Origin of the sequence: Autumnicola musiva (assembly GCF_031846585.1) — a bacterium.
In the GTDB taxonomy this organism is placed as follows: Bacteria; Bacteroidota; Bacteroidia; order Flavobacteriales; family Flavobacteriaceae; genus Autumnicola; species Autumnicola musiva.
In genome coordinates this window covers 284,669-308,426 of record NZ_JAVRHK010000004.1, presented here as the reverse complement: position 1 = coordinate 308,426, position 23,758 = coordinate 284,669, and the positions used below count along the sequence as shown (strand labels likewise).

Sequence of the window (23,758 nt, the reverse complement as noted above, 5' to 3'; positions counted from 1 at the left end):
CGGAATTGCAAAAATATAAATTTTAAAGCAATGAGTTTAATACACGCCTTATATTCTTAACGCTAATTCCAACAATTTCTTGTAATTCGGCCACACTTCCCTGCTCAATAAATTCATCCGGCACCCCCAGGCGTATTATTTTTCCTGCAAATTTTTCTTCTGAAGCAAATTCCAGTACCGCGCTTCCAAAACCCCCCGTTACCGCTCCATCTTCAACAGTGATAATATTTTTATATTCTGAAAAAATCTCCCTGAGCAGCACCTCATCTAAGGGTTTTACAAAGATCATATCATAATGACCTATTTTTTCTTTTTCGCCTATTTTTGAAATTGCTTTGGAAACGTTCTCTGCCATTTTCCCAAGGCTTAAAATAGCAATTTTTGATCCTTTGCTCAGGCACTTGCCTCTGCCGATTTCCATTTCCTCAAAAGGCAGTTCCCATTCAGCCTCTACTCCTCGACCACGGGGATATCTTATAACCAGCGGATGCTCTAATTGAAGCTGTGCCGTAAACAGTAAATTTCGCAACTGAATTTCGTTTGAAGGCGCCGCGATAATCAAATTGGGGATGCAGCGAAGGTAAGGAATGTCATATAATCCGTGATGGGTGGCGCCGTCTTCGCCAACCAGCCCCGCACGATCCAGGCAGAACACCACCGGCAAATCCTGTAGCGCCACATCATGTATCAACTGGTCGTATGCCCGTTGCAGAAATGTGGAATAAATTGCACAAAAAACAATAAAACCCTGCGTGGCCATTCCCGCCGAAAGCGTTACTGCATGCTGCTCGGCAATTCCCACGTCAAAAGCCCTTTCGGGAAATGCCTGCATCATGTATTTAAGAGAGCTACCAGTTGGCATGGCCGGGGTAATCCCAATAATTTTTTCGTTTTGCTTTGCCAGTTCAACTAAAGTAAACCCGAATACATCCTGATATTTTAAGGGCAGGCCTTCAGTATCATAATTCAGCAGCTCCCCTGTATCGGGTTCAAATTTTCCCGGGGCATGGTATTTTACCTGGTCCTCTTCTGCTTTTTTCAGGCCTTTTCCTTTAGTTGTAATTACATGCAGAAACTTAGGCCCTTCAATTGCCTTCAATTCTTCAAAAACCTTCAATAAAGCCTCAAGATCATGCCCGTCTACAGGGCCAAAATATTTAAAATTTAAAGCTTCAATTATATTATCCTGGGCAGGCTTATGCCCAACTTTGGCCTTTGTAAGATATTGCTTTAGCGCGCCCACACTGGGATCTATACCTATGGCATTATCGTTTAAAATCACCAGCAGGTTCGCTTTGGATACCCCGGCGTGGTTAAGCCCTTCAAAGGCCATCCCACTGGCAATGGAAGCATCTCCTATCACCGCAATATGCTGTTTATAAACCTCACCTTTTAAGCGGGAAGCGATGGCCATTCCCAATGCTGCAGAAACAGAAGTAGAGGAATGCCCGGTTCCAAAAGTATCATAAATGCTTTCTGTACGTTTTGGAAACCCGCTAATGCCCTTAAGCCTGCGATTGGTTTCAAAAATATCACGGCGGCCGGTTAGAATCTTATGGCCGTAAGCCTGATGGCCCACATCCCAGACCAGCAGGTCTTCAGGTGTGTTAAAAGCATAATGCAGGGCAATGGTAAGTTCCACCACACCAAGACTGGCACCTAAATGCCCTTCTTTTGTGGCTACAATATCAATTATAAATTTCCGAAGTTCCACCGCTACAATTTTAAGCTCTTCTGAAGATAGTTTCCTGAGATCTGCAGGCGAATTAATATGTTCAAGAAATTTGGAGGCCATTAAGAGCGGTTTTCTTTTTGTAAAGATAGAAGCAGAATCTCAGCTGCTGAAATTTCTGCTGAAGATTATTCATAAAAACACCTTATCCAGGTTAGTTTATAATTTTTACCTTTCCGACGGAATTAAAAACTATCACATGCTCACTCCTTTTGATGACGAATTCTTTATGAAAAAAGCTTTGGATGAAGCCCGGATAGCTTTTGATAAAGGGGAGATTCCCGTTGGAGTAGTCGTGGTGATAAAAGAAAAAATTATTGCCCGCGGCCATAACCTTACCGAAATTTTAAATGATGTCACTGCCCACGCTGAAATGCAGGCTATTACGGCTGCTGCCAACTTCCTGGGCGGAAAATACCTGCGGGACTGCACCATGTATGCAACCCTGGAGCCCTGCCAGATGTGCGCGGGCGCCTTATACTGGAGCCAGCTTTCAAAACTGGTTTATGCCGCGAACGATTTACAGCGGGGCTACCGCACTATGGGCGCACAATTGCATCCCAAAACCCGGGTAAAATCAGGGATCTTAGAAAGGGAAGCGGCGGAATTGCTAAAACGCTTCTTTGTGCAGAAGAGAAATCTGAATTAAGGTCAGTGCAACCTATCTCTCAAAAAACTTCGTTTTTCGCTAATTCTGCAATTCTGCCGGTTATTCAAGTGATGTAACTTTTATATAATCTACATAATACTTCTGCGGAAAAATGGAATCGTCTACTTCCGGGCCGCCAAAGTTCCCTCCAACAGCCATATTGATCAGGAAATAAAATGGCTTTCTGAAAGGATAATGTTCCTCATCATATTCTTCCGGTACAAAATTATAAACGGATTCACCGTCAACAAAAAATTCGATATTATCTGCCGTCCAAATGGTTTTAAAAGTATGGTAGCCTTCTTCGATATTTTCGATTTTAGTCTTTTTTGAACTGGCATTTTCCCCGTGATGTGCGGGATAATGTAAGGTAGTATAAACGGTGTTTGGCTCACGGCCCACATACTCCATAATATCTATTTCTCCTGAAGCAGGCCAGCCAACCTCAGCAATATCATGCCCCAGCATCCAAAAGGCCGGCCAGATTCCCTGGCCAGTTGCCACCTTAGCCCTCACCTCAATTACACCATACTGAAATTCCACTTTATCTTTGGAATTTATCTTTCCGGAGAAATATTTATCACCTTCCTTAACCGCAGTGATTATCAGTTTACCGTTTTTAACCTCCAGATACTCCCTGTTATATATCTGCCGCTCGTTATTTCCCCAGCCGCACAGATTAGGGCAGCCATCTCCTTCTTCATAGCTCCAGTGTTTCATATTAAGCTCATTGCCATCAAAGTTTTCTTCGAAGATCACCTGTGCATGCAAACCTGGTGGCACTAAAAAAATTGATATGGCAAAACTGATAATCTTAATAGTTGCTTTCATATTTTTCTGCTTAATATTTTATGATATGCCAGTGATCTAAGTGTCTTAGATTACATAGATCTGACTACCTTCAATTGTTAATCTCTATTCGGGTGTAATTGAGAAATTTTAAATGTAAATAAAGGTTTCGACTTCGCTCAACCTGACAATTCTAATACCTATATTCATTTCTTCAGTTTTACTTGTTTAGTGTGAATTGAGCCTCTTTCAGGTCCCTGGAATTTCCCCCAACAAAAACATTAAAACTCCCGGCTTCAGATTCCCATTTTTTATTGGCACTATAAAACTCTAACATTTTTTCGTTAATACTGAATTCCACAGTTTTAGATTCTCCGGGAGAAAGTTCAACCATTTTAAAACCTTTTAGTTCTTTTACAGGACGTGTCTTGCTGGCTACAATATCCTGCAGGTACAGCTGCACCACTTCTTTCCCGGTGACTTTTCCCGTATTGGTCACTGAAACACTAGCGGTAATTTCAGCATTTTCATCCATTTCTTCGGAAGAAAGCTGAAGCCCGCCATATTTAAAGGTGGTATAACTTAAACCGTAGCCAAAAGGATAAAGGGCTTCCTTGCCCACATCGGTATAACTCGAAAAAGTTACATGCTCTTCACTGTAAGGCCGCCCCGTATTCTGCTGATTATAATAAAGCGGCTCCTGCCCCACTGCCTTCGGAAAGGAAACCGGAAGTTTTCCGGAAGGATTATATTTCCCGAACAGAACGTCGGCAATGGCATTACCACTTTCAGTGCCTAATTGCCAGGCTTCCACAATAGCCGGGATATTTTCTGCAGCCCAGGTGATTTCCATTGGACGCCCATTTATAAGCACCAAAGCAATGTTCTTATTCACCTTATAAATCTCCTGCAGCAATTCCTGCTGAAGCCCGGCCAGGCCAATTTTTGCCTGGCTCCTTCCTTCTCCCGTCTGAAAAGCGTCTTCTCCCAATGCCATAATTACCAAATCGGCGTTTTTGGCTTTTTTAATAGCTTCATCAAAACCGGAACGATCGGTTTCGTTAATCTTGAGCGGCATTAAAAAGCTTCTTTCCCCAATGCCCAATTTGGCACCTTCAGCATAAGTAATATTTACTCCTTTGCCCGCAGCTGCCTTTACTCCTTCAAGTACTGAAACTGCGGAATTAGATTCTGCCTGGGCACGCCAGTTTCCGATAGGTGAATCCTTATCATCGGTCAGCGGGCCAATAATTGCAATATTTTTAACCGAAGGTTTTATAGGTAAAAGGCCATTTTCGTTCTTCAGTAACACAATGGATTTCTTTGCAATATCACGCGCAATTTCCCGGTGTTTTTCATACGAAATTTCTTCTGCCAAATCGGGATCGGCATATCGGTAAGGATCTTCAAAAAGTCCCATTTTAAACTTCACCCGCAAAATTCTTTTTACGGCATCGTTTATAAGGCTTTCGTCTATTTTGTCCTCCTGCACCAGTTCCATAAGACCGGCTTCATAAGCACCACCCTCCATATCCATATCGCTACCGGCTTTCAAGGCAATCTCCGCAGCCTGCTTTTTGTCTTTCGCAAAACCGTGATAAATCATTTCGGTAATGGAGCCCCAGTCTGAAACCACAAATCCGTCCCATTTCCAGTCACCCTTTAGAATATCGCGCTGCAGCATTTTACTACCGGTTGCGGGAGTGCCGTCTATGGTATTAAAGGAATTCATAAAGGTTGCCACCCCTGCATCTGCCGCGGCTTTAAACGGAGGCAAAATCATATTATGAAGTTCATACTCACCCACATTAACCGTATTGTAATCACGGCCACCTTCAGCAAAACCGTAACCGGCAAAATGCTTGGCAGTGGCGGCAATCGTGGTACTATCGGCAAGGTCATCTCCCTGGTATCCTTTAACTTTAGCAACAGCCACCAGTGAAGTGAGGTAAGGATCTTCGCCAGAGCCTTCCATAATCCTACCCCAGCGGGCATCACGGGAAACATCTATCATTGGCGAAAATGTCCAGTTAACACCATCGGCCACAGATTCTATCGCAGCAATTCGGGCAGATTTTTCCATCGCTTCCATATCCCAGCTTGAAGTCTCTGCCAGTGGAACGGGAAACATGGTTTTATAACCGTGGATAACATCATAACCGAACATTAGCGGAATTTTAATCCGGGAATTTTCCATGACCAGCTTTTGAGCTTCCCTTGTAGCATCTACGGAAAGTACGTTAAGCATGGAACCTACCAGACCTTTTTTAAGCTGCTCTTCCTTCTGCTTATTTCCCATTTCTGAAGCAGGACCGGTTAAATCCCAACTTCCGTTATACTGAACCAACTGCCCGATCTTTTCTTCCAAAGTCATCATAAAAAGAATAGAGTCTACTTTGGATTCTACGTTTTTTACTGAGCTTAGAATTTTATTGTTTTGGGCTTTGCCTGCCATTCCTGTAATAAGGAGTATAAAGAGCAGGATATTAAATTTTTTCATTATATGCTTTTAAAGAAAAAGGTTGCTTAAAAACAGCATCCATTCTGATAATTTTCAGAAAAAGACTTTTTCAAGCAACCTCTTTTTGGCTAATTAATTTTACTGATAAACCCTTATATAATCAACTTCCATTGAGGATTGCTGAAAATCTTCAGCAACTTCTCCTCCAAGATTTCCGCCCATAGCAAGGTTCAGGATAAGGAAGAAATCTTTGTTAAAAGGCGAATCGGGAGTGTTAGCGTAAGAGTGAAAAACTTCCCCATCCATTAGAAAAACAATGCGCTCTGCCGACCATTCCACACTATAGGTATGAAACTCGGTGTCTGGATTTTCAATTTCTGTTTCACCACCATCAGCGTTTCCACCTGATCTTCCGGGGTAGTGCAGGGTACCAAGCACATGGTTAGGATCTCTCCCTATAAATTCCATAATATCGATTTCACCGGTAGCAGGCCAGCCTACCTCATCAAAAATAGCTCCTAACATCCATATTGCAGCCCAGGTACCAGCGCCTTGAGGAAGTTTGGCCCTTGCTTCCACTCTTCCGTAGGTGAATTCAAAATTATCCTGAGTGGTGATCCTTGAAGAAGAATAATCGAAGCCATTTGTGTCTTCGGCTCTGGCCGTAATTACGAGATTGCCATCAACTACTTCAGCATTTTCATCGGTATAATACTGCAGTTCATTATTACCCCAGCCACTTTGGCCATTTCCTATTTCAAAATTCCAGATATCTGTATCCAGAGGTTCATCAAATTCCTGGGACCATGCCAGCTCTTCAAATTCAGTTTCAAACTCTTCTTCCGGTTCTTCAGGCTCCTGCGTTCCCTGCGCGGTAGTTAATTTAAGGTACCAGGCCAATGCAGGATCGGTACCCGGGATTGCTCTTATGTGCATGGTATTTTCAGTAATAGAAAGCACCTCATAAGAACTTGCGCCAATATAATAGGCCATAAAGCCACCACCGGCAATATTAATTACCGTTCCCGTGGTTTGATCTTCCTGTAATCCTGAAGTGGAAGGAGAAAGGGAAACAGATTTTGCACCGGAAGTGTCGTAGTCCAGGCACTGATCTTCACTACCGTTGCCTCCAAAATCTGAAGTATAATCTACGTTAAAAAAGGTGCGCCCCATATTGTCCTGATTATAGACAATGTCTTCCCCGTTCAGGCTAAAGGTGAGCTCGGCTTCATAAAAACAGGAACTGGTTTCTGAAGCGGCTTTTTCAAAGGGAGCAGCTGCATAATAGGTAGGGCTCGCCATATTTTCTCCTGAACTTGCCCCCACTCCCAAATGTGCCGGCTGGGAAGCCGCAACATACCAGGTTTTGGAACTGCCACCGGTTAACAGCTGTTTGGTTTCGGGGTCACTAAAGTTACTGAACACAGTAACGGTAGTGGTCATGTTGGAAGATGCACCTCCTGTACCTGAAGCCACTATGGTTACCGTATAGTCATTGACCCCGTTTTCATTAAAATTATGAGTGGTGGTGCCATCTGCGGAAACTTCTTCAAAACCATCCCCATAGATAAATTTATAGGTCATGGCATTACTGGCAGAAGCATTAAATCGCACCGCCCCGCTTCCATCGCCATTGGGCATTTCTTCACTAACACCTAAAACTTCAGTTTCTACGCTTAAATTATCCGGGGCCGAAATTTCACCAATATTAAAGTCATCTTCCACGCAACTGTTAAAAACAAACAGGGTGCTTAGCAACAGACTTATATTAATCAATACTTTTTTCATTTTTTAACTTTTTTAATTAGTAAGCTGAATGTCATCATAATAGTAGACAGAACCGTCTCCCTGCACATTCTCTATAATTTCAAAGAATAAGATCACTTTACTGTAATCCTGAGAAAAATCCTCGCCGGAAAAATCAAAAACCAGTTCCTCCCACTCGTTTGCCAAGGTTGTTGTAGCATCGGTTTGCAGAAATATTCCACTATCATCATTGTTTTCAAGTTTCAACCTTACAGGAATACCTTCTTTTGGGGAGTATACCTTCACAGAGATCTTTTGCTGGTTAGAGAAATCCACAGGCTCTTCCAGCTGAAGGGTTGTTCCGGCATAAAAAAGCGCCCCCTCTGTTTTAATACTTCTAACTACCATAGAACTGGTATTAATGCCTTGCTGAAAAGGGTTTTCTTCTACTGCAGATTCTGCACCTTCAAAAGAGGTAAGAGAATAGGTGAGATCGGGATTTTCAAAATTTACCGGTAACACTACGGCTGTAGGCTCATCGGCAGAAGTTACCCTCACATCATCAAAATAAGAAGTCGTCCCTTCTCCGGATTCTCCGTAATCATAGAATAGAACCAGCCTGTCGTATTCTATAGAAGGATCAAAAGCTTCATAGCTGCTAAGGTCAAATGTAAGTTCTTCCCATTCTTCTGAAGTTGTTGTATTTTGAATCACTTCTACAAAAACAGTAGGATTCCCACCCTCGGGTGCCGAGGATGAATTTTCCAGTTTTAACAGGATTGGCACTCCGGCTTCGGGAGACCATACCTTCATCTTAGCGGTTGTACCGGAAGAGAAATTCACTGCTTCATCGAGATTAAGTGAGATTCCTGCCCAGCTTTCAGCTCCTGCTCCTTCTGTTAATTCTATTACCCTGCTGCTGGTATTTATTCCTGAAGCATCGGGATTATCGATAACTGCTCCTGTAGATCCTCCAAACCCTGATAAGCCATAGGTAAGATTCTCAGATTCAAAATTTAAAGGCAATTTTATTTGCTCCAGCGTTGTTTGCCTGATATTATCAAAGTAGTAGGTTTCACCTGTTCCGGGAACACCGTAGTTAAAAAACAAAACCAGACGTCCATATTCCTGAGAAGGATCCAGGGAAGTAAGATCAAAAGTTAATGTTTCCCATTGATTTGCAACTGTGGTTTGAGCAGTAAATTCAACTGCAATTTCAGAATCATCAAGGTTTTCAACTTTAAAGATTACATCAGCTCCTGCAATTGGTGACCATACATCCACACTTATATAACGCCTGGAAGAGAAATCTATCGGCTCACCAAGAGGAATACTTGTTCCTGCCCAGATTTCAGAATTTTGTGGTTTGGTATAAGAAGCAACCATTTCGCTCATATTTACTCCAGAAGGATCAGGGTTTTCCACAACTGGCGCACCTGCACCTTCTCCACCTCCAAAATTGGCAAATGTGTAATCCAGGGTTGCAGATTCAAAATCTAATGGCAGGAATAAAGGATCTGTAATAACAACTTCCCGGGTAACTTCAGTAGCTGCCGCACCGCCACTAAGCGCTACCACCCTTATGTTGTAAGTACCAATACTGCTGTAGGTGTATGAAACAGTTTCCCCTTCCATTAGGGCAGCCGGCTCTTCATCTTCATTTTCACCAAAATAAACTTCATACATCGCAGCATTTTCAGCTGTTGCAGCAACTGTAACGGAATAATTGTCATTAGGATCTTTTGTTACCGTCGCTTCAAGATTTTCAGGAGCAAGAAAAGAAACCGTTAGCGGTTGCGTACCCTGGGCTGTTTCTCCATTAAGGTTACTTCCCATAACCACAACATCATATTGTCCTTCAGCATAAACATGCTCCAGTTGCTCTCCTACCTGGACTTCTTCAGAAACATCAGACCCGTCACCAAAATCTACGGTATAAGTCACCGCTCCCTTTCCTGTAGGCGTAACGGTAACCAGGCCGGAATTGTCTTGGGTTATCTGAAAGGTCGCTCCCAAATTAGAAGGCACCTCCAGATCACTCAGGTCTACCATTGCATCATCTTCTTTCTCACAGCTCAAAATAGATATGGTGAGGAACAGAGAAAGAAATATTTTTAAATGTTTTTTCATATTAAATAATTTTAGCACCGCCCGGTCCAGCCGGGACGGTAATTTTTGTTAGGCTGAAAATTAGTATCCCGGATTCTGCTCCCAGTTACCCTGGGAGAATTCTATTTCTTCTAAAGGAATAGGAAAAATTTCATTTTTTCCGGGAGTAAAACCTTCAATATTTTCTTCAGCCCTGCCGGTACGCACCAGATCAAAGAAACGGTGTCCTTCTCCTATAAGTTCTTTCCTCCTTTCATCGTAAACAGCTTCAAGAAGATTGTTTCCTGAAACTTCTACAGGGTCCAGCCCCGCTCTTTCCCTAACAGTATTTAAATAGGTCCTGGCTGTTTCTTCATTCATATTACTCCTTACCAGAGCTTCAGCAGCCATCAACAATACATCGGCGTATCTTATCGCCCTGTAATTGTTAGGTTGGGTAAGGTTAGCATCTCCTACATTCTCATTTTGACGTGGAAGGTATTTGCGGTTAAAAAACCCTGTATGTTTATATCCTTCAGAATAAGAAGCTCCCGTTTCTGAAGCCCATTCGCTGATATCAAGAACAGATAAATCCCGGCGAATATCATTCTCAGAAAACATATCATAAGCTTCCTGTACCGGAAGATTGAACCCGAAACCTGATTCGAATACCGGTCCACTATAGTTTCTTATTCCCTGGAAACCTACGGCAACATTCCCTTCACTACACTGTAAACATTCAAAACCTGCACCTTCTGCCCCGTTGTACTGAATTTCAAAAATCGACTCAGCGCTGTTTTCACCTTCCTGTTCAAAAAGAATGTCAAAATCAACGAGCTGGTAAGGGCCATTCTGAATAAGGTTTGTAAGAACTTCTGCCGCGGCATCAAATTCTTCCTGGTATAAATAGGCTTTTCCCAGAAGAGCCTGGGCAGAGCCTCTGGTGGCCCTGCCGGTTTGAGGAGCTGTATAATCTAAATTTTCTACGGCATATTGAAGGTCTGCCTCTATCCTGTCATAAACCTCGTTTACAGGGGCACGGGGAACAGATTGTTCATCCCCAAGCCTGAAACGTTCATCTCCTTTTAAAGGGATAGGCCCAAACCATTTTACCAGTTCAAAAGTAAAATAGGCACGAAGAAACCTGGTTTCAGCAATTATTTGCTCTTTTCCTTCAAAATCTGTTTTATCCTGAAATTCAAGAATATAGTTTGCACGTTGTACCCCGGCAAAATTCCAGTCCCAGACATCATCCAGATTATCATTAACAGGGGAATGCTGCATTTCATCAATTTGCTGCCAGCCAATAACATCTGTAGCACTTTCCCCGCCGCTAACGGTATTATCTGAAGCTATTTCTCCAATAATAACATTAACATAAGTAGACTGCAGGACATCATAAACCCCTATAAGAGCGTTATAATATTCTTCTTCTGAATTAAAATAATTTTCGGAAGAAATATTATATTCTTCGGTTTCTTCCAGGTAATCTTCGGTACAACCAAGGCATAACCCGAAAGCCAGCAGAAGTAATACTGGTTTGAATATGAATTTATTTATTTTCATGTCGCAATAATTTTAAAAGTTAAGGTTAAGCCCGGCCATAAATATTCTCGGCACAGGATAGAAACCATAGTCAATTCCGCCTCCAATGGCATCTCCACTTGAGGCTGAAGGATCAAAACCACGATATTTTGTAAAAGTATATAAGTTGTTTACAGCTGCATAAAGTCTTAAAGAACTGATGCCTACTGAAGAAATCGCATCCTCCGGCAATGTATATCCTATTTGTACATTTTGGATTCTTGCATAAGAAGCGTCCTCCACATAGTAATCTGATAATACCATATTCGAGGTTGCACCGGTTGTTACTCTAGGAACGGTATTACTTGTGCCTGTACCCGTCCATCTATCCAACAAGTAAGCACTCCTGTTTACGTTTGGCTGATTCCTTTCATAATTTCTCAGCATATCGTTTCCTAAGGAAGCATATATATAGCCTGTAAAATCAAAGTTTTTGTAATTAAGGTTCAGGTTGAATCCCATGGTAACATCAGGAATATAATCTCCAATGTTGGTACGGTCATCAGTATTAATAACACCATCTCCGTTAATATCTACATACCTGATATCGCCGGGAGAAGCCTCGGCGCCTAAAGTGGTTTGGGAAGGAGCAGCATCAACTTCTGCCTGTGTCTGAAAAATTCCATTAGTTCTGTACCCGTAGAAATAACCAAGGGGGTATCCCTGCTGAAACCTTGCCGGCTGCGGCTGCCCAACTCCAAAAGCACCTCCGGGTAAAAATTCTGTACCATTAACCTCTGTTACTTCATTTCGAAGGAATGTAGTATTGTAATTTATATTGAAGTTAAAATCTTCACCGATGTACTCCGAATACTTTATCGCGAATTCAACACCTTCATTTCTTGTTGTCCCGGCATTGATAGTTGGTGCACCGGCTCCCGGGGCGCCCCCTCCAAAAATTCCAGAAACAGGAATAGCGGCTACCAGTAAATCATTTCGGTCCTCCCTGAAAACATCTGCAGTAATATCAAATTTATTGTTGAACAGGCGAAGATCCACCCCAAAATTGATTTTTTCGGCTTCTTCCCAACCGGCATCAGGGTTGGCCAGAGTACCCAAAGCAGTACCATTTACAAGCGCCCCGTCTAATACGTAGGTAGCCTCCCCGTTTAACAGGGCCCGGTAAAAATCTGCACTACCGGCTTCATCATTACCTAAAATCCCGTAACTACCTCTAAGTTTCAGAAAAGAAATTACTTCAGAATCCTGCAGGAAATTTTCTTCAGAAATTATCCATCCCGCAGTAGCCGAAGGAAAGTATCCAACCCTGTTTTCAGGACTGAACCTTGTGGAAGCATCTCTTCTTAACATTCCGGAAATAAGATATTTTCCTTCAAAATCATATTGAAGACGGCCAAAAAAGGAAAGTTTCCTGGTATCATATTTATACGAATCACTGTTTATACCATCATTTGTCCCTGTGGTAAGACCTATGTCTGCAAATTCCCAGGAATTATTTGGCACATCAAAGCCTGAGGCGTAAAGCCCGTCTCCCCAGGTTCTAATTACGGTCATCCCTCCCGTAAAAGTTACGTGGTGCATATCCATAAAAGTATTTTCATAAGTACCGAACAGGTCATAAGTATAGCTGTTGTCGTTAATCCTGTTTTGATCTACCTGGCTTCTTTCATTATTAAACACTTTCCCTGGCCCATAAAAAATCTCAGGTGAAAAAACCCTGCTTTTGCTAAGGTTCACATTATAACCAATCCTGGTGGTGAATTCCAGTTCTTCGGTAGGAGTGAATATCAAATTGGCGGAGCCGTTTAATTTATTGAGATTATAGTCATTAAAGGTATTTTCAATTTGAGCAAGGGGATTAATAATCTCATTCCCTAAAACTCCTTCTGTATCTTCCTCATCAATTCCAAAGGTAGGTGCGAAATTTAAAGCATTAAAAAGCACAGATCCCAAACCATTCTCATTGATAGAACGCCTTTCAATATTGGTATAAATACTGTTCATACTAAAATTGAACATGTCACTAATATCAACTCCCAGACTAATACGGGCAGTATTTCTCACATAGTCTGATTTATCACCACCAATAATCCCTTCCTGGTTTAGGTGAGATCCGCCAACAGAATAAGTTATTTTTTCTGAACCTCCACTTACACTTAAATCATGATTAACAATAGGAGCAGTTTGAAACACCTCATTTTGAAAATCTGTTCCTTCTCCCAGTTCGCTTACGTCTGGATAGGGAAGGGGCTGGCCATTGTTTGCATAGCTCTCGTTAAGCAATAAAGCATATTCTGTGGCATTTAGTAAAGGAACCTGCCTTGAAGCCTCCTGAACCCCATAATATGTATCGTACCTAACTGAAGGGGCCGTATTCTTTTTACCGGATTTTGTGGTAACCAATACTACCCCGTTTGCACCGGCAATCCCGTAAATGGCTGCCTGCGCATCTTTAAGAATAGAAATAGATTCCACATCGTTAGGGTTAAGTGTTGATAAATCTCCCTGGTATCCATCTATCAATACAAGAGGTCCATTAACAGAGTTAGATGCTATACCTCTAATGTTAATATTGATACCAGCACCGGGAGCTCCTGAAGACGGAGTAACGTTCACACCGGCCGCGGTGCCCTGTAATGCCTGCTCCAGCTTTATAGGCTTAATTTCTTCAATGGTTGAAGAAGAAACAGAAGAAACCGCTCCTGTTACATCTTTTCGTTGCTGGGTTCCATATCCAATTACCACGACCTCGTCAAGGGCTTCATTATCTTCCTGAAGGCTTAGATTAATGAAATCCTGGTTTTGAATGGTCACCTCCTGAGGTACAAACCCCAGGTAACTGAATTCAAGAACATCTCCCACCGACACATTGTCTAAAGAAAAGTTCCCGTCAAAATCTGTTGTTGTACCTCTTGATTCATTTTGAACTATTACATTGACTCCAAGCAGGGGCATATTATTTTCCTCAGTAACATTTCCTTCCACAGAAAACGTTTGCGAAAACCCTGATACCATTCCGCCAAAGAACAGAATTAAATAACATGTGAATTTATTCATTTGTAGCTAGATTTAATTGTACGCCTAAACTATTAATAGTTTGTTAAGTAAAGTCATAACTTACCTTTACAAAAAACCTACAACATCAAAATTCCACCTGCTACTTTTGTTGAATTCGCTTCAAAAGAAGCATATTATAGCATATTCAGAATTTTAAACTCCAAAATTAAGAAGACAGAAAATGTTATGCTGAATGTTAATACATAGCGATGTAGAGGTTATGTAGAGTTTTTTGCAGGTACTGTAAAGGCTACACTTCCAGAATATAGTTGGTAAGATTCACTTCACGCGGCAAATTCATCTTCTTTCGCAAACGATAGCGTTTTATCTCAACGCTTTTTGTTGAAATATTTAAAAGTGGGGCTATTTCTTTAGAAGTAAGATTGAGTCTTAAATAAGCACACAGTTTTAAATCGTTCGAAGTAAGTTCGGGATGTTTCCTTTTCATCTTCTTAAAGAAGTCCTTATCGGCATTACTAAAAGCCTTTTTAAAAAACTTCCAGTTATCTTCTTCACTAATATCTTTATCTATAGTTTTTATTACAGAATTCACCTGTGTAGATTCCGATTTTTGCAATCTGTTTTTTATATCAGAAAGAAATTCATTCTTTTTAATTAAACTCATGGTAGATGCGGCCAGTTCCCTGTTTTTGTTAGCCATATCCTGTTCCAGGCGTTCATTCTCAAGTTTTATAATTTTTTGCTCTGCTTCAAGATTTTGCATTTTTAAGGCTTTCTCTTTTTGCTCTACCTGCCTGCGGTGATGCCGCTCATATAAGAGATGTGCTACATAAAGGGCCAGCAGTAAAATCAAAAGATAAATTGCAATTGCCCAGTAACTAAAGTACCAGGGTCTCGCTATAACAAACTGGTAGGAAGAAACATCTGTTTCATAATCTCCTACTTTAGACTTTACTTCAAAAGTATATTCTCCATAAGAAAGGTTTTTAAAAATTGCCGTAGGCTGTTCATTCCAATCCGTCCATTTTGGTGTGAGTCCCATGAGACGATATTTGTAAACAGGGGCAAGAAACTTTTTGTAAACAGGAATACTAAAATCGAACAACATGTTATTGCTCCTGCTATTTAGTTTTGGCTTATCCTGAAGACCTAATTGAAGCCATTCTTCATCAAGGCCTGAAGTAGCAATACCATCAATTCTTACCTCATAATCCTTATCCTGTTCTTCAAAACTGTTAAAAAGTACATATCCTGTGGATGTACCTAATAAGTAATATCCATTTCTAAGACGGCTAATATTTTCATAGCCCAGGGTAATATTCCGGAATGTTTTGGAAATATATACAGGGTTGTATTCATAGCTGTCACTTAGCTTCGCCATCTCTACATTAAAAAGAACATTTTCTCCAAAGCCCCATATTTTTCCAGTTGTATCTACTACTATTCGCCCTGAAACCAGATTAATACCATTCAACAATTTATTTAGACGGTTCTGAATTGTAAATTCCTCTGTTTCCTTATCAAATTTTTGAATATTCTCCTTTGATGAGAAATAAAGATTTTCGTCGAATAAGAATATACAGGAGGTTATTGCCGGACCATCATTTACAATGAAATTTTTATTTGATTCCAGTTTGCGCAAAGAATCTGAAATTTGAAGTCTAAACACGCCCTTATGTTCATTACTTATCCATACTTCTCCCCCCTCACCCGGCACAATAAATTTAGAGGAATGAGGGAACCCCGGCAACATTGGCAAATCTGAATAGGAACCGTCCAGTTGTTTTTTAAGAAAGCTTATTCCATTATAATGTCCCTGGATAAGGTAATCAGATTTAAAAGGTATGCTTTTGACAGTCCAGGTGCCGAGCCTGTCTGAAATTTTTTCTGCCTGTCTTCCATTTATAAGGAAGGTACCACTGTTATGCCCGCAAAACAGATCTCCATCGATTTCCTGCAGACTCCAAACCTGGCCGTTGGTACCTTCAATTAATTCAAAATGTGCTTCATTCAGATTCCTGTAGTAAAGCCCCTGATTAGTTCCCAGGTACAAAAAATCATCATTTTGGTAAGAACAATATACAGAACCAATCTCCCCCCGATCATCCTGAAAAATTCGAAACGATGAGTCAAGGTTAATCACGCTAAGCCCGTTATCCATTCCTGCCCAAACGTTATTCTCTTCATCAACAAATAACCCCAGAATGGTATTGTTAATGAGCCCGTTCCCCTGATAAAAATGATTCAGAATCTCTCCCCCGGCATCAACATGGTATAAACCCTCTCCAACCGTTCCCAGCACCAGGCTTTCATCAAACATTTGTACTGCACACAGGACTCCTGTATCTCCTAATTCGTCAGACAGTTTGGTTAAAACCGGTTGTAAATCCTGATTGTTCCAGGTAAAAAACTGTCCTTTTGAAGTTACAATTAAAAGTTCCCCTTTTCTCCCAAAAATTTCCATTACCTCAATTTCCCCAAGAACCCGCCAGGGGATCACCTGTTGCACCTTGCCCTTATAAATAGTGAATAATCCCTCCTGAGCCATTTGAAAATAAATGCGGTCGCCCTGCTTAAACAGGTTGGTTATTGGTTTTCCTGCCGGATTGGGCAGTAACCTGACTTCCGCAGAAACAGGGTTAAATAAATAAATACCAACAAAGCTTCTGAAGATAATGTAGCCACCGCTCTCCTCTATGTCCCAAAATTGTTCACCATCATTTATGCTATCTGGAAATTTTGAATTAAGGCTGGTATACTTAAGTTTACCTGAATCCAGTTTTTCCCAATACCCGGCTTCCATGTATGCGCCGGTATAAATTCTTTCCCCAACCGCTTTTACTGAACGAACTATGGTTTTATTAGGAACAGGATATAATTTCCATTTTTCCCCGCTGTATTCCAGCAATCCCATCCCATTAGCTATAAAAATATTCCGACCGGATCCCTGTGAAATCATCCAGTTTTGATTTCCGCCGGCATAATCGTTCGGATTGTAGTTTACAACAGGCGGCAATTCCTGCCCCGCCAGGAAAAATTGAGATAGAAAACCGATTAAAAAAAATGTGTAACGCAAAAACTTTATTAATTTAGTTCTGGTTTAAATCAGTGAATATTCGCAAAATAGCAAGAATTTTATTACATCCCCCCGAAATCCGCTTCTTTGCTTTAAGCATTTTTAATAGTTCCGGATATTTCAGAATGTTATAAACAGTTAAAATTTATCATTTTGCTAATTTTTTTTCCAAACTTCGTCCAATTAAAATTTACCCAAATACATTAACAAGGCTCCTTATGCTGAAAGCTGAATTTTTTACAAAATCTGTATTTTTCTCTATTATCTTATGTTTGATTGTGGTTTCTACCCAGGCCCAAACAGACACTACTATCAAAGAAAAAGAAATTTCCCATAGCTTTTACTTTACGGCTAATACCGGATTAGAGAATTCTAAATCCCAGGTGATTTTTAATCAAATAGTAGCAGCATCTCAAGAAGACGAAAATGCCAGTCTTCTCGTGCTGGGAAATATTACAGAAGAAGGTTATCCCAAAAATAAAGATGAAAGAGCAACGGTAGAACAAAAATTAAATGATGATTTACTGCAGCCTCTTAAAAACTTTAATGGTCAGGTGATTTTTAATCCCGGCACAAATGAGTGGCGTGAGGGTGGAGGACAGGAAAACCTGGATGACATGGAATCATTTCTTCAGGATAATGCTGAAGTGGAATTTTGGCCAAATGATGGCTGTCCTTTGGAAAAGGAAGAAATCAATGATGATGTTGTGCTCCTTATGGTAGATTCCCAGTGGTTTTTGGAAAATTGGGACAAGCATCCATACATCAACAATAAATGCGAAATAAAATCCAGGGAACAGTTTTTTGCAGCTTTTAAAGATGATATTAAAGATAGCCACGGAAAAACCATTATTGTTGCCGTTCATCATCCAGTAATGAGCAATTCAAGAATTGGATTTTTGGATAAAATAGGTGGATTGTCTCCCCAGTCATACAATAACGAGCAACAAAGGTTTCTCAGGGGAAGATTAAAAACCCTGGCGAGACAATATAATGATGTGATTTTTGTTTCAGGCAACGATCGTAACCTGCAATACCTGTTAGATGATGAAACTCCACAGATTATAAGTGGTGCAGCTGCAGGAACAAATCCTGCCGTGGCCCGGGACGAGAAAAATTTTATTTCAGAAAAGAATGGCTATGCAAAGCTTACCGTTTATGACGACCAGAGTTCTATGGTAGAATTCTTTGAAGTTACCCAGGATGGCCCGCAGCTTCTCTTCAGCAAAGATATAAAGAGGGAATGGACACGCATGGATAAGGTTTCCTATAATGAGAAATCAGATTTTGGCAGGACCAAGACCTCCTCCATTTATACTTCGGAAGAAACAGATAAAGGAGGAATTTACACATGGCTTTGGGGTGAACGTTACCGGGATGTTTACAGCACAAATATAGAAGCACCAGTTCTTTTCCTTGACACCCTTCCAGGGAATTTGAAGCCTTTTAAGGAAGGAGGAGGCATGCAATCCCGCTCCCTGCGTTTTATTGATGATAACGAACATGAATATACCCTTCGTGCATTAAGAAAAAGTGCCCTACGCTGGCTGCAGTCTACAACAATAAAAGACCAGTATATTATTAATGTGGTTGATAGTACTGTGGCACAACGTTATGCCATGGATCTTTTTACCACAGCACATCCTTATGCGCGATACTCCCTTGGCCATATTTCTGATGTCCTTGATATATCTACTGCGCACCCGGAAATCTATTATGTTCCCAAACAAAAAGCTCTGGGTACTCATAATGATGAATATGGAGATGAATTATATATGTTCCAGGCCCATGTAGGTGATGAAAACAAAGAATTTGAAAAGTTTGGTTCTCCCGACGATATTCTTAGTACCACAGATCTCTTTATTGAGCTAAGGGAAAACCCTGATGCCTATGTGGATGAAACCACCTATATAAGAGCACGATTACTGGATATGCTTATTGGTGACTGGGACCGCCATTACGACCAATGGAGATGGGGAGAATATGAGCAGGAAAACGGCAAAAAGATGTATAAGCCGATTCCCAGGGACAGGGATTTCGCATTTCCAAAGTATGATGGCCCACTTGTTTCCCTTATAAAAACAGTATTGCCGTTGGTTCGAAAAATGGAATCTTACGATGAAAATGTAGATAATGTTAAATGGTTCAATCTTGCGGGATATCCACTGGACAACAAATTAATCCGGAATTCCCGCTGGGAAGACTGGGAAGAGCAGGTTAATTTCATTCAGGATAATTTGACCAATGCTGAAGTAGAAGAAGCATTTGAAAATCTTCCTGAGGCCGCTAGAGACACTACTATAGAAGATATAAAAAGCAGCTTAAAGGCAAGAAGAGAAAATCTTCAAGATATCGCCCGCAGGTATTATTCCTATTTAAATGAATTTGAAATTTTACCGGGAACTGATGAAGACGATGAATTCCTGATTTCCCGAAAAGACAATGGTGAGACAGAAATTTCCATAAGTACTGAAGGATCTGAATATTTCAGGCATTCCTATTTTGCTGAAGAAACCGATGATATCTGGATTTACGGCCTGGACGGGAATGATACCTTTAGGATTGAAGGAAAAGGAGATGATCTTATAAAATTAAAGATACTTGGTGGCGAAGAAAATGATATATACGATTTTGAAAATACCAAAAGAGCTAAATTGTATGATTATAAAAGCAGAAAAAACACCATTAAAAATCCCCGATCCCGAAAATGGCTGGTAGATTCTTATGATATAAACAATTATGATTCTGAAAAACGAAAATATTCAAACAACAGGATTTTGCCCAACGCAGGTTACAATGGTGATGAAGGTGTGAAAATTGGTTTGGTGGATATTTTTACAACTTATGGTTTGGCCAATAATCCATTCAAAGCCAGGCACAGGTTTGGGGTTGATTACTATTTTGCCACCTCCGGTTTCTCATTTGATTATGCCGGTGAGTTTGCACATATATTTTACAACTGGAATTTTCGCATAGAAGGGCGCTATACCAGTCCAAATTTCACCATGAACTATTTTGGTGCGGGTAATGAAACTGAATATGACAGGTCTGAAGTAGAAAGAGACTTCAACAGAACACGTATTCAACAGCGGGAAATAGCTCCATCACTAGTTTGGCGTGGCAATAGCGGCGGCAGTTTTTATTTTAAGACGATGGTGCAGTCTATGGAGGTATCACACGATGATCATCGGTATATAGGACAAATTTTTTCAGAAGAAAATGATGTTTTTGACGAGCAATTTTATGCCGGTGCTGAGGTGAATTACAAGTACCTCAACCAGGACAATCCCGCATATCCAATGCGCGGAATGCGGATAGGACTAACTTCTGGTTATAAATCCAACATTGATGACCACAACAACCGGTTTGGATACTTAAGGCCATCATTTTCTATAGATTACCCATTGCATCCCAGTGGGATTGCTGTATTAGCCACAAAAGTAGCCGGAGATATTATTTTTGGCGATAATTATGAATATTATCATGCTGCCCGAATTGGCGGAAATGAAAGTTTACGGGCCTATAGAAACGAACGTTTTTATGGAAAATCAGCCTTCTATCAAAGTACCGATTTAAGAGTCGGACTAAGCAGGTTCAGGACAAATTTTGTTCCCATACAAATGGGCGTGAGCGCAGGTTTTGATTATGGCCGGGTATGGACAGAATTTGAAGATTCTAATAGGTGGCACAGCAATTATGGAGGTTCGCTTTGGGTAACTGCATTTTATGCCTTAACAGGTAACCTTGGTTTTTACCACGGCGAAGACGGCAACCGTGTAACATTCACAGTCGGTTTTAAATTTTAGGTCTACAAAATCAGAAAAACCGGGGACAGGCCACGAGGTGTGATTCAGGAAAAGAAATTCGAGTTAAGCCCCGGGGATTAACAGAAGTTTTAAAATATTTTTCATTATGAAATTTGATGCTATTGTTATTGGTTCTGGACAGGCGGGAAATCCTCTTGCAGCCAGTCTTGCTAAAAATGGGAAAAAAGTAGCCATAGTTGAAAAAGGCAAATTTGGAGGCACTTGTGTAAATACCGGCTGCACTCCCACCAAATCTTATATTGCCAGTGCAAGACGTGCTTTTGTTACAAAAAACAGCTTAAACCATGGTGTTGAAGTTCAAGGTGATATAAAGATTAACTTAGATCAAATCAAGAAGCGCAAAGATGAAATCATCGGTGAATCCAGGACAGGCATTGAAAAAATGCTGAATGAAAATGAACATATAACTATTTACCGGGGAACGGCAAAATTTAAAGACAACCACAGCCTGGAAGTTAACGGCGAGATGATTTCTGCAGAACGGATTTTTATCAATACCGGCGCACGCCCCAGAATTCCTAAGGTTTTCAAAGATATAGCTTATCTCACGCATGAAACGATGCTGGAACTGGAAGAAATCCCGGAACATTTAATTATTGTGGGCGGCGGTTATATAGGGCTGGAATTTGCCCAAATGTTTAGTCGATTTGGGAGCAAAGTAAGCATAATAGACCATGGTAGCCGCCTAATGAAGCAGGAAGACAAAGATATTTCAGAAGCCATTAAAAAAATTCTTGAAAAGGAAGCTATTCAAATTTATTTTAATGCTGAAGTTATAAGTGCAGAAGCATCAGCAAACAAGGCTGAAATCAGTATTAAAACTAATGGTTCCGAAGAAAAGATTGAAGGCACTCACCTGCTCGTGGCCACTGGCCGAATTCCAAATACACATAATTTAGGGATTGAAAACACAGATATTCAGCTGGATGAGAAAGGATACATAAAGGTAAATGAAGAGCTGCAAACTTCTGTTCCACATATTTGGGCTTTGGGAGATTGCAATGGCGAAGGTGCTTTTACCCACACGTCCTTCAACGATTTTCAGATAGTGAATGATCATCTCTTCGGAAGCAAGAAAAGAAAACTATCAGATCGCTTTACCTGCTATGCAGCATATACAGATCCTCCCCTGGCCAGGGTTGGAATGAATAAAGCCATAATAAAAGAAAAGGGATTAAAGGCTAAAATTGCCAGTATGCCAATGAGCAAGGTTGCAAGGGCAAAGGAAATGGGAGAAACAGATGGAATTATGAAAATTTACATCGAAGCTGAAACCGATAAAATTCTTGGCGCCAGTTTTCTGGGAACAGGAGCCGATGAATACATTCATGCCATTATAGATGCAATGTATGCCGGTACTCCTTACACTACCATAAGGAATGCCGTTCATATTCATCCAACTGTGAGTGAATTGATTCCCACCATGCTGGAATCCCCTGAAGAATTAGAGCTATAATAACAGTTTTTCGGCTAAAGTCGTGACAGAGGCTACCTGCAAATCGGGTTTTTCAGCTAGAGGATAAGCACTTTTTCCCGCTCTTTCAATAAAAGCCGTTCTCAAGCCAGCGCTTTTTGCACCTGCAATATCCCAACCATGAGCTGCAACCATCATCGAGTTTTCTGCGGAAGTACCTGTTTGCTCAAGCACATAATTATATGTAGCCGCATGCGGTTTATATTTTTTAACTACTTCCACACTTAAGATCAGTTCAAAGAACCGGTCAATATTGGCAAATATTAGCTGGCCTTCTGCAACCTCAGGTTTACCATTGGTGAGTGCGACAAGAATTACATCTGCTTTTTTCAATTTTTCCAGTCCCTTCGGAACATCGGGGTAAGGAGGCAATTTTTTCACCGGCTCCAGAATTTTTTTCATTTCTTTTTCGGTATAAGAAAACCCCCATTTTTCAGCTAACATTTGAAGGCTAGCTGCGGCTATTTCAGAAAAGTCGTGATATTGCCCGGTTATTGTTTCAACCAGGGAATACTGTAGCAGCATGGGAAACCAAACATCAAAAGCATTTTCATTTTGAAAAGCAGAATTCACAGATTCCTTCAGCGGATTCATATCCAGAAGGGTTTCATTTACATCGAAAATAAGTAGTTGCGGTTTTTTATTCATTATTTTGTTCTTTTAGTTTTATTGAAGAATTCCAGTCTTTATAGAATCTTTTTAGGCTATCGGCTGAAAAACCAATGTGGTACAAACCTACCAGGAACACATCGAGAAAAAACTGCTTCACGGGCCCGGCTTCCACAAATCTTCTTGCTGAAGTTACCACTCCCACTGGTAATTTTACAAATTTCCCTTCCCTCTTTAAACGAAACTGAATTTCTATATCTTCCATAAAAGATAAAGGTTTATAGCCTTCAATCTTCTTAAAAACCGAATTACGTATAAAAATAGCATGGTCTCCGTAAGTAAAAAAGGAACTGTTGATTTTGCTAAGTCCGGTGTAAAATGATAAAATCCAGTGTTTATGATCAAACTTCAGGAAAAAGCTACCGCCCACGAGTGATTCTTTTTTCATAACTGCCATAATTTTCAGAAGTGAATTATCTGGCAGGAAAGTGTCGGCATGCAAAAAAAGGAGAATTTCACCCTTGGCTAGCGCCGCTCCTGCATTCATCTGGTGGCTTCTTCCCCTAACCGAACTACAGGTTTGCACTACAGGAAAAGAATCCACAATTTTCATAGTTTCGTCCTCAGAGCCCCCGTCTACCACAATAATTTCAAAATCTCCAGCCAGAGAAAGTGTATGGTTCAGCACCTCTTTAATATGGGAAGCTTCATTAAGTACCGGAATAACAATAGAAATCATCTTTT

13 protein-coding genes are annotated in these 23,758 nt (G+C 40.7%); 3 read left to right on the top strand and 10 right to left on the bottom strand.

Going from position 1 to position 23,758, the window contains the following annotated elements; all coding sequences use genetic code 11:
• Positions 1 to 22: 22 nt before the first annotated feature.
• The gene (locus RM539_RS08265) at positions 23 to 1,795 is read right to left on the bottom strand and encodes a 1-deoxy-D-xylulose-5-phosphate synthase (protein WP_311502911.1); all 1,773 of its coding nucleotides are present in this window, start codon (positions 1,793 to 1,795) and stop codon (positions 23 to 25) included.
• A 136-nt stretch (positions 1,796 to 1,931) separates the two neighbouring features.
• Between RM539_RS08265 and RM539_RS08260 the strand changes: the two genes are divergently transcribed.
• On the top strand, positions 1,932 to 2,381 hold the full coding sequence (locus tag RM539_RS08260; protein WP_311502931.1) for a nucleoside deaminase: 450 nt from the start codon (positions 1,932 to 1,934) through the stop codon (positions 2,379 to 2,381).
• Positions 2,382 to 2,441: 60 nt separating this feature from the next.
• Here the strand turns inward: RM539_RS08260 and RM539_RS08255 are convergent, their stop codons facing one another.
• From RM539_RS08255 to RM539_RS08225, 7 genes are all read right to left on the bottom strand, one after another.
• Positions 2,442 to 3,212 (bottom strand): glycoside hydrolase family 16 protein, encoded by a 771-nt coding sequence (locus RM539_RS08255; RefSeq protein WP_311502910.1) that lies wholly within the window; start codon positions 3,210 to 3,212, stop codon positions 2,442 to 2,444.
• 178 nt (positions 3,213 to 3,390) lie between these two features.
• Positions 3,391 to 5,670, bottom strand: a complete 2,280-nt coding sequence (gene bglX, locus RM539_RS08250) for a beta-glucosidase BglX (protein ID WP_311502909.1) — start codon at positions 5,668 to 5,670, stop codon at positions 3,391 to 3,393.
• A 99-nt stretch (positions 5,671 to 5,769) separates the two neighbouring features.
• Positions 5,770 to 7,419 (bottom strand): family 16 glycosylhydrolase, encoded by a 1,650-nt coding sequence (locus RM539_RS08245; RefSeq protein WP_311502908.1) that lies wholly within the window; start codon positions 7,417 to 7,419, stop codon positions 5,770 to 5,772.
• A 12-nt stretch (positions 7,420 to 7,431) separates the two neighbouring features.
• A complete protein-coding gene (locus tag RM539_RS08240) occupies positions 7,432 to 9,507 on the bottom strand; it encodes a hypothetical protein (protein ID WP_311502907.1) in 2,076 nt (691 codons plus the stop codon).
• Between the two features lie 60 nt (positions 9,508 to 9,567).
• Positions 9,568 to 11,031, bottom strand: coding sequence for a RagB/SusD family nutrient uptake outer membrane protein (locus RM539_RS08235; RefSeq protein ID WP_311502906.1), 1,464 nt, complete (start codon positions 11,029 to 11,031; stop codon positions 9,568 to 9,570).
• 12 nt (positions 11,032 to 11,043) lie between these two features.
• On the bottom strand, positions 11,044 to 14,067 hold the full coding sequence (locus RM539_RS08230; RefSeq protein ID WP_311502905.1) for a SusC/RagA family TonB-linked outer membrane protein: 3,024 nt from the start codon (positions 14,065 to 14,067) through the stop codon (positions 11,044 to 11,046).
• 250 nt (positions 14,068 to 14,317) lie between these two features.
• Positions 14,318 to 17,104, bottom strand: a complete 2,787-nt coding sequence (locus RM539_RS08225; protein ID WP_311502904.1) for a triple tyrosine motif-containing protein — start codon at positions 17,102 to 17,104, stop codon at positions 14,318 to 14,320.
• Between the two features lie 218 nt (positions 17,105 to 17,322).
• On the opposite strand from RM539_RS08225, the gene RM539_RS08220 reads away from it, so the two are divergent.
• Positions 17,323 to 20,910 carry a bifunctional metallophosphoesterase/BamA family protein gene (locus RM539_RS08220; RefSeq protein WP_311502903.1) on the top strand — a complete coding sequence of 1,196 codons (3,588 nt, stop codon included), beginning with the start codon at positions 17,323 to 17,325 and terminating at the stop codon, positions 20,908 to 20,910.
• 106 nt (positions 20,911 to 21,016) lie between these two features.
• Positions 21,017 to 22,387 (top strand): mercuric reductase, encoded by a 1,371-nt coding sequence (locus RM539_RS08215; protein WP_311502902.1) that lies wholly within the window; start codon positions 21,017 to 21,019, stop codon positions 22,385 to 22,387.
• Here the strand turns inward: RM539_RS08215 and RM539_RS08210 are convergent.
• Both RM539_RS08210 and RM539_RS08205 read right to left on the bottom strand, forming a co-directional pair.
• Entirely contained in the window at positions 22,382 to 23,053 is a 672-nt protein-coding gene (locus RM539_RS08210; RefSeq protein WP_311502901.1) for a haloacid dehalogenase type II, read from the bottom strand. The two genes, RM539_RS08215 and RM539_RS08210, sit on opposite strands and share 6 nt — an antisense overlap.
• Entirely contained in the window at positions 23,046 to 23,753 is a 708-nt protein-coding gene (locus RM539_RS08205; RefSeq protein WP_311502900.1) for a TIGR04283 family arsenosugar biosynthesis glycosyltransferase, read from the bottom strand. Before RM539_RS08205 ends, RM539_RS08210 begins: the two co-directional genes overlap by 8 nt.
• Between the last annotated feature and the right edge of the window lie 5 nt (positions 23,754 to 23,758).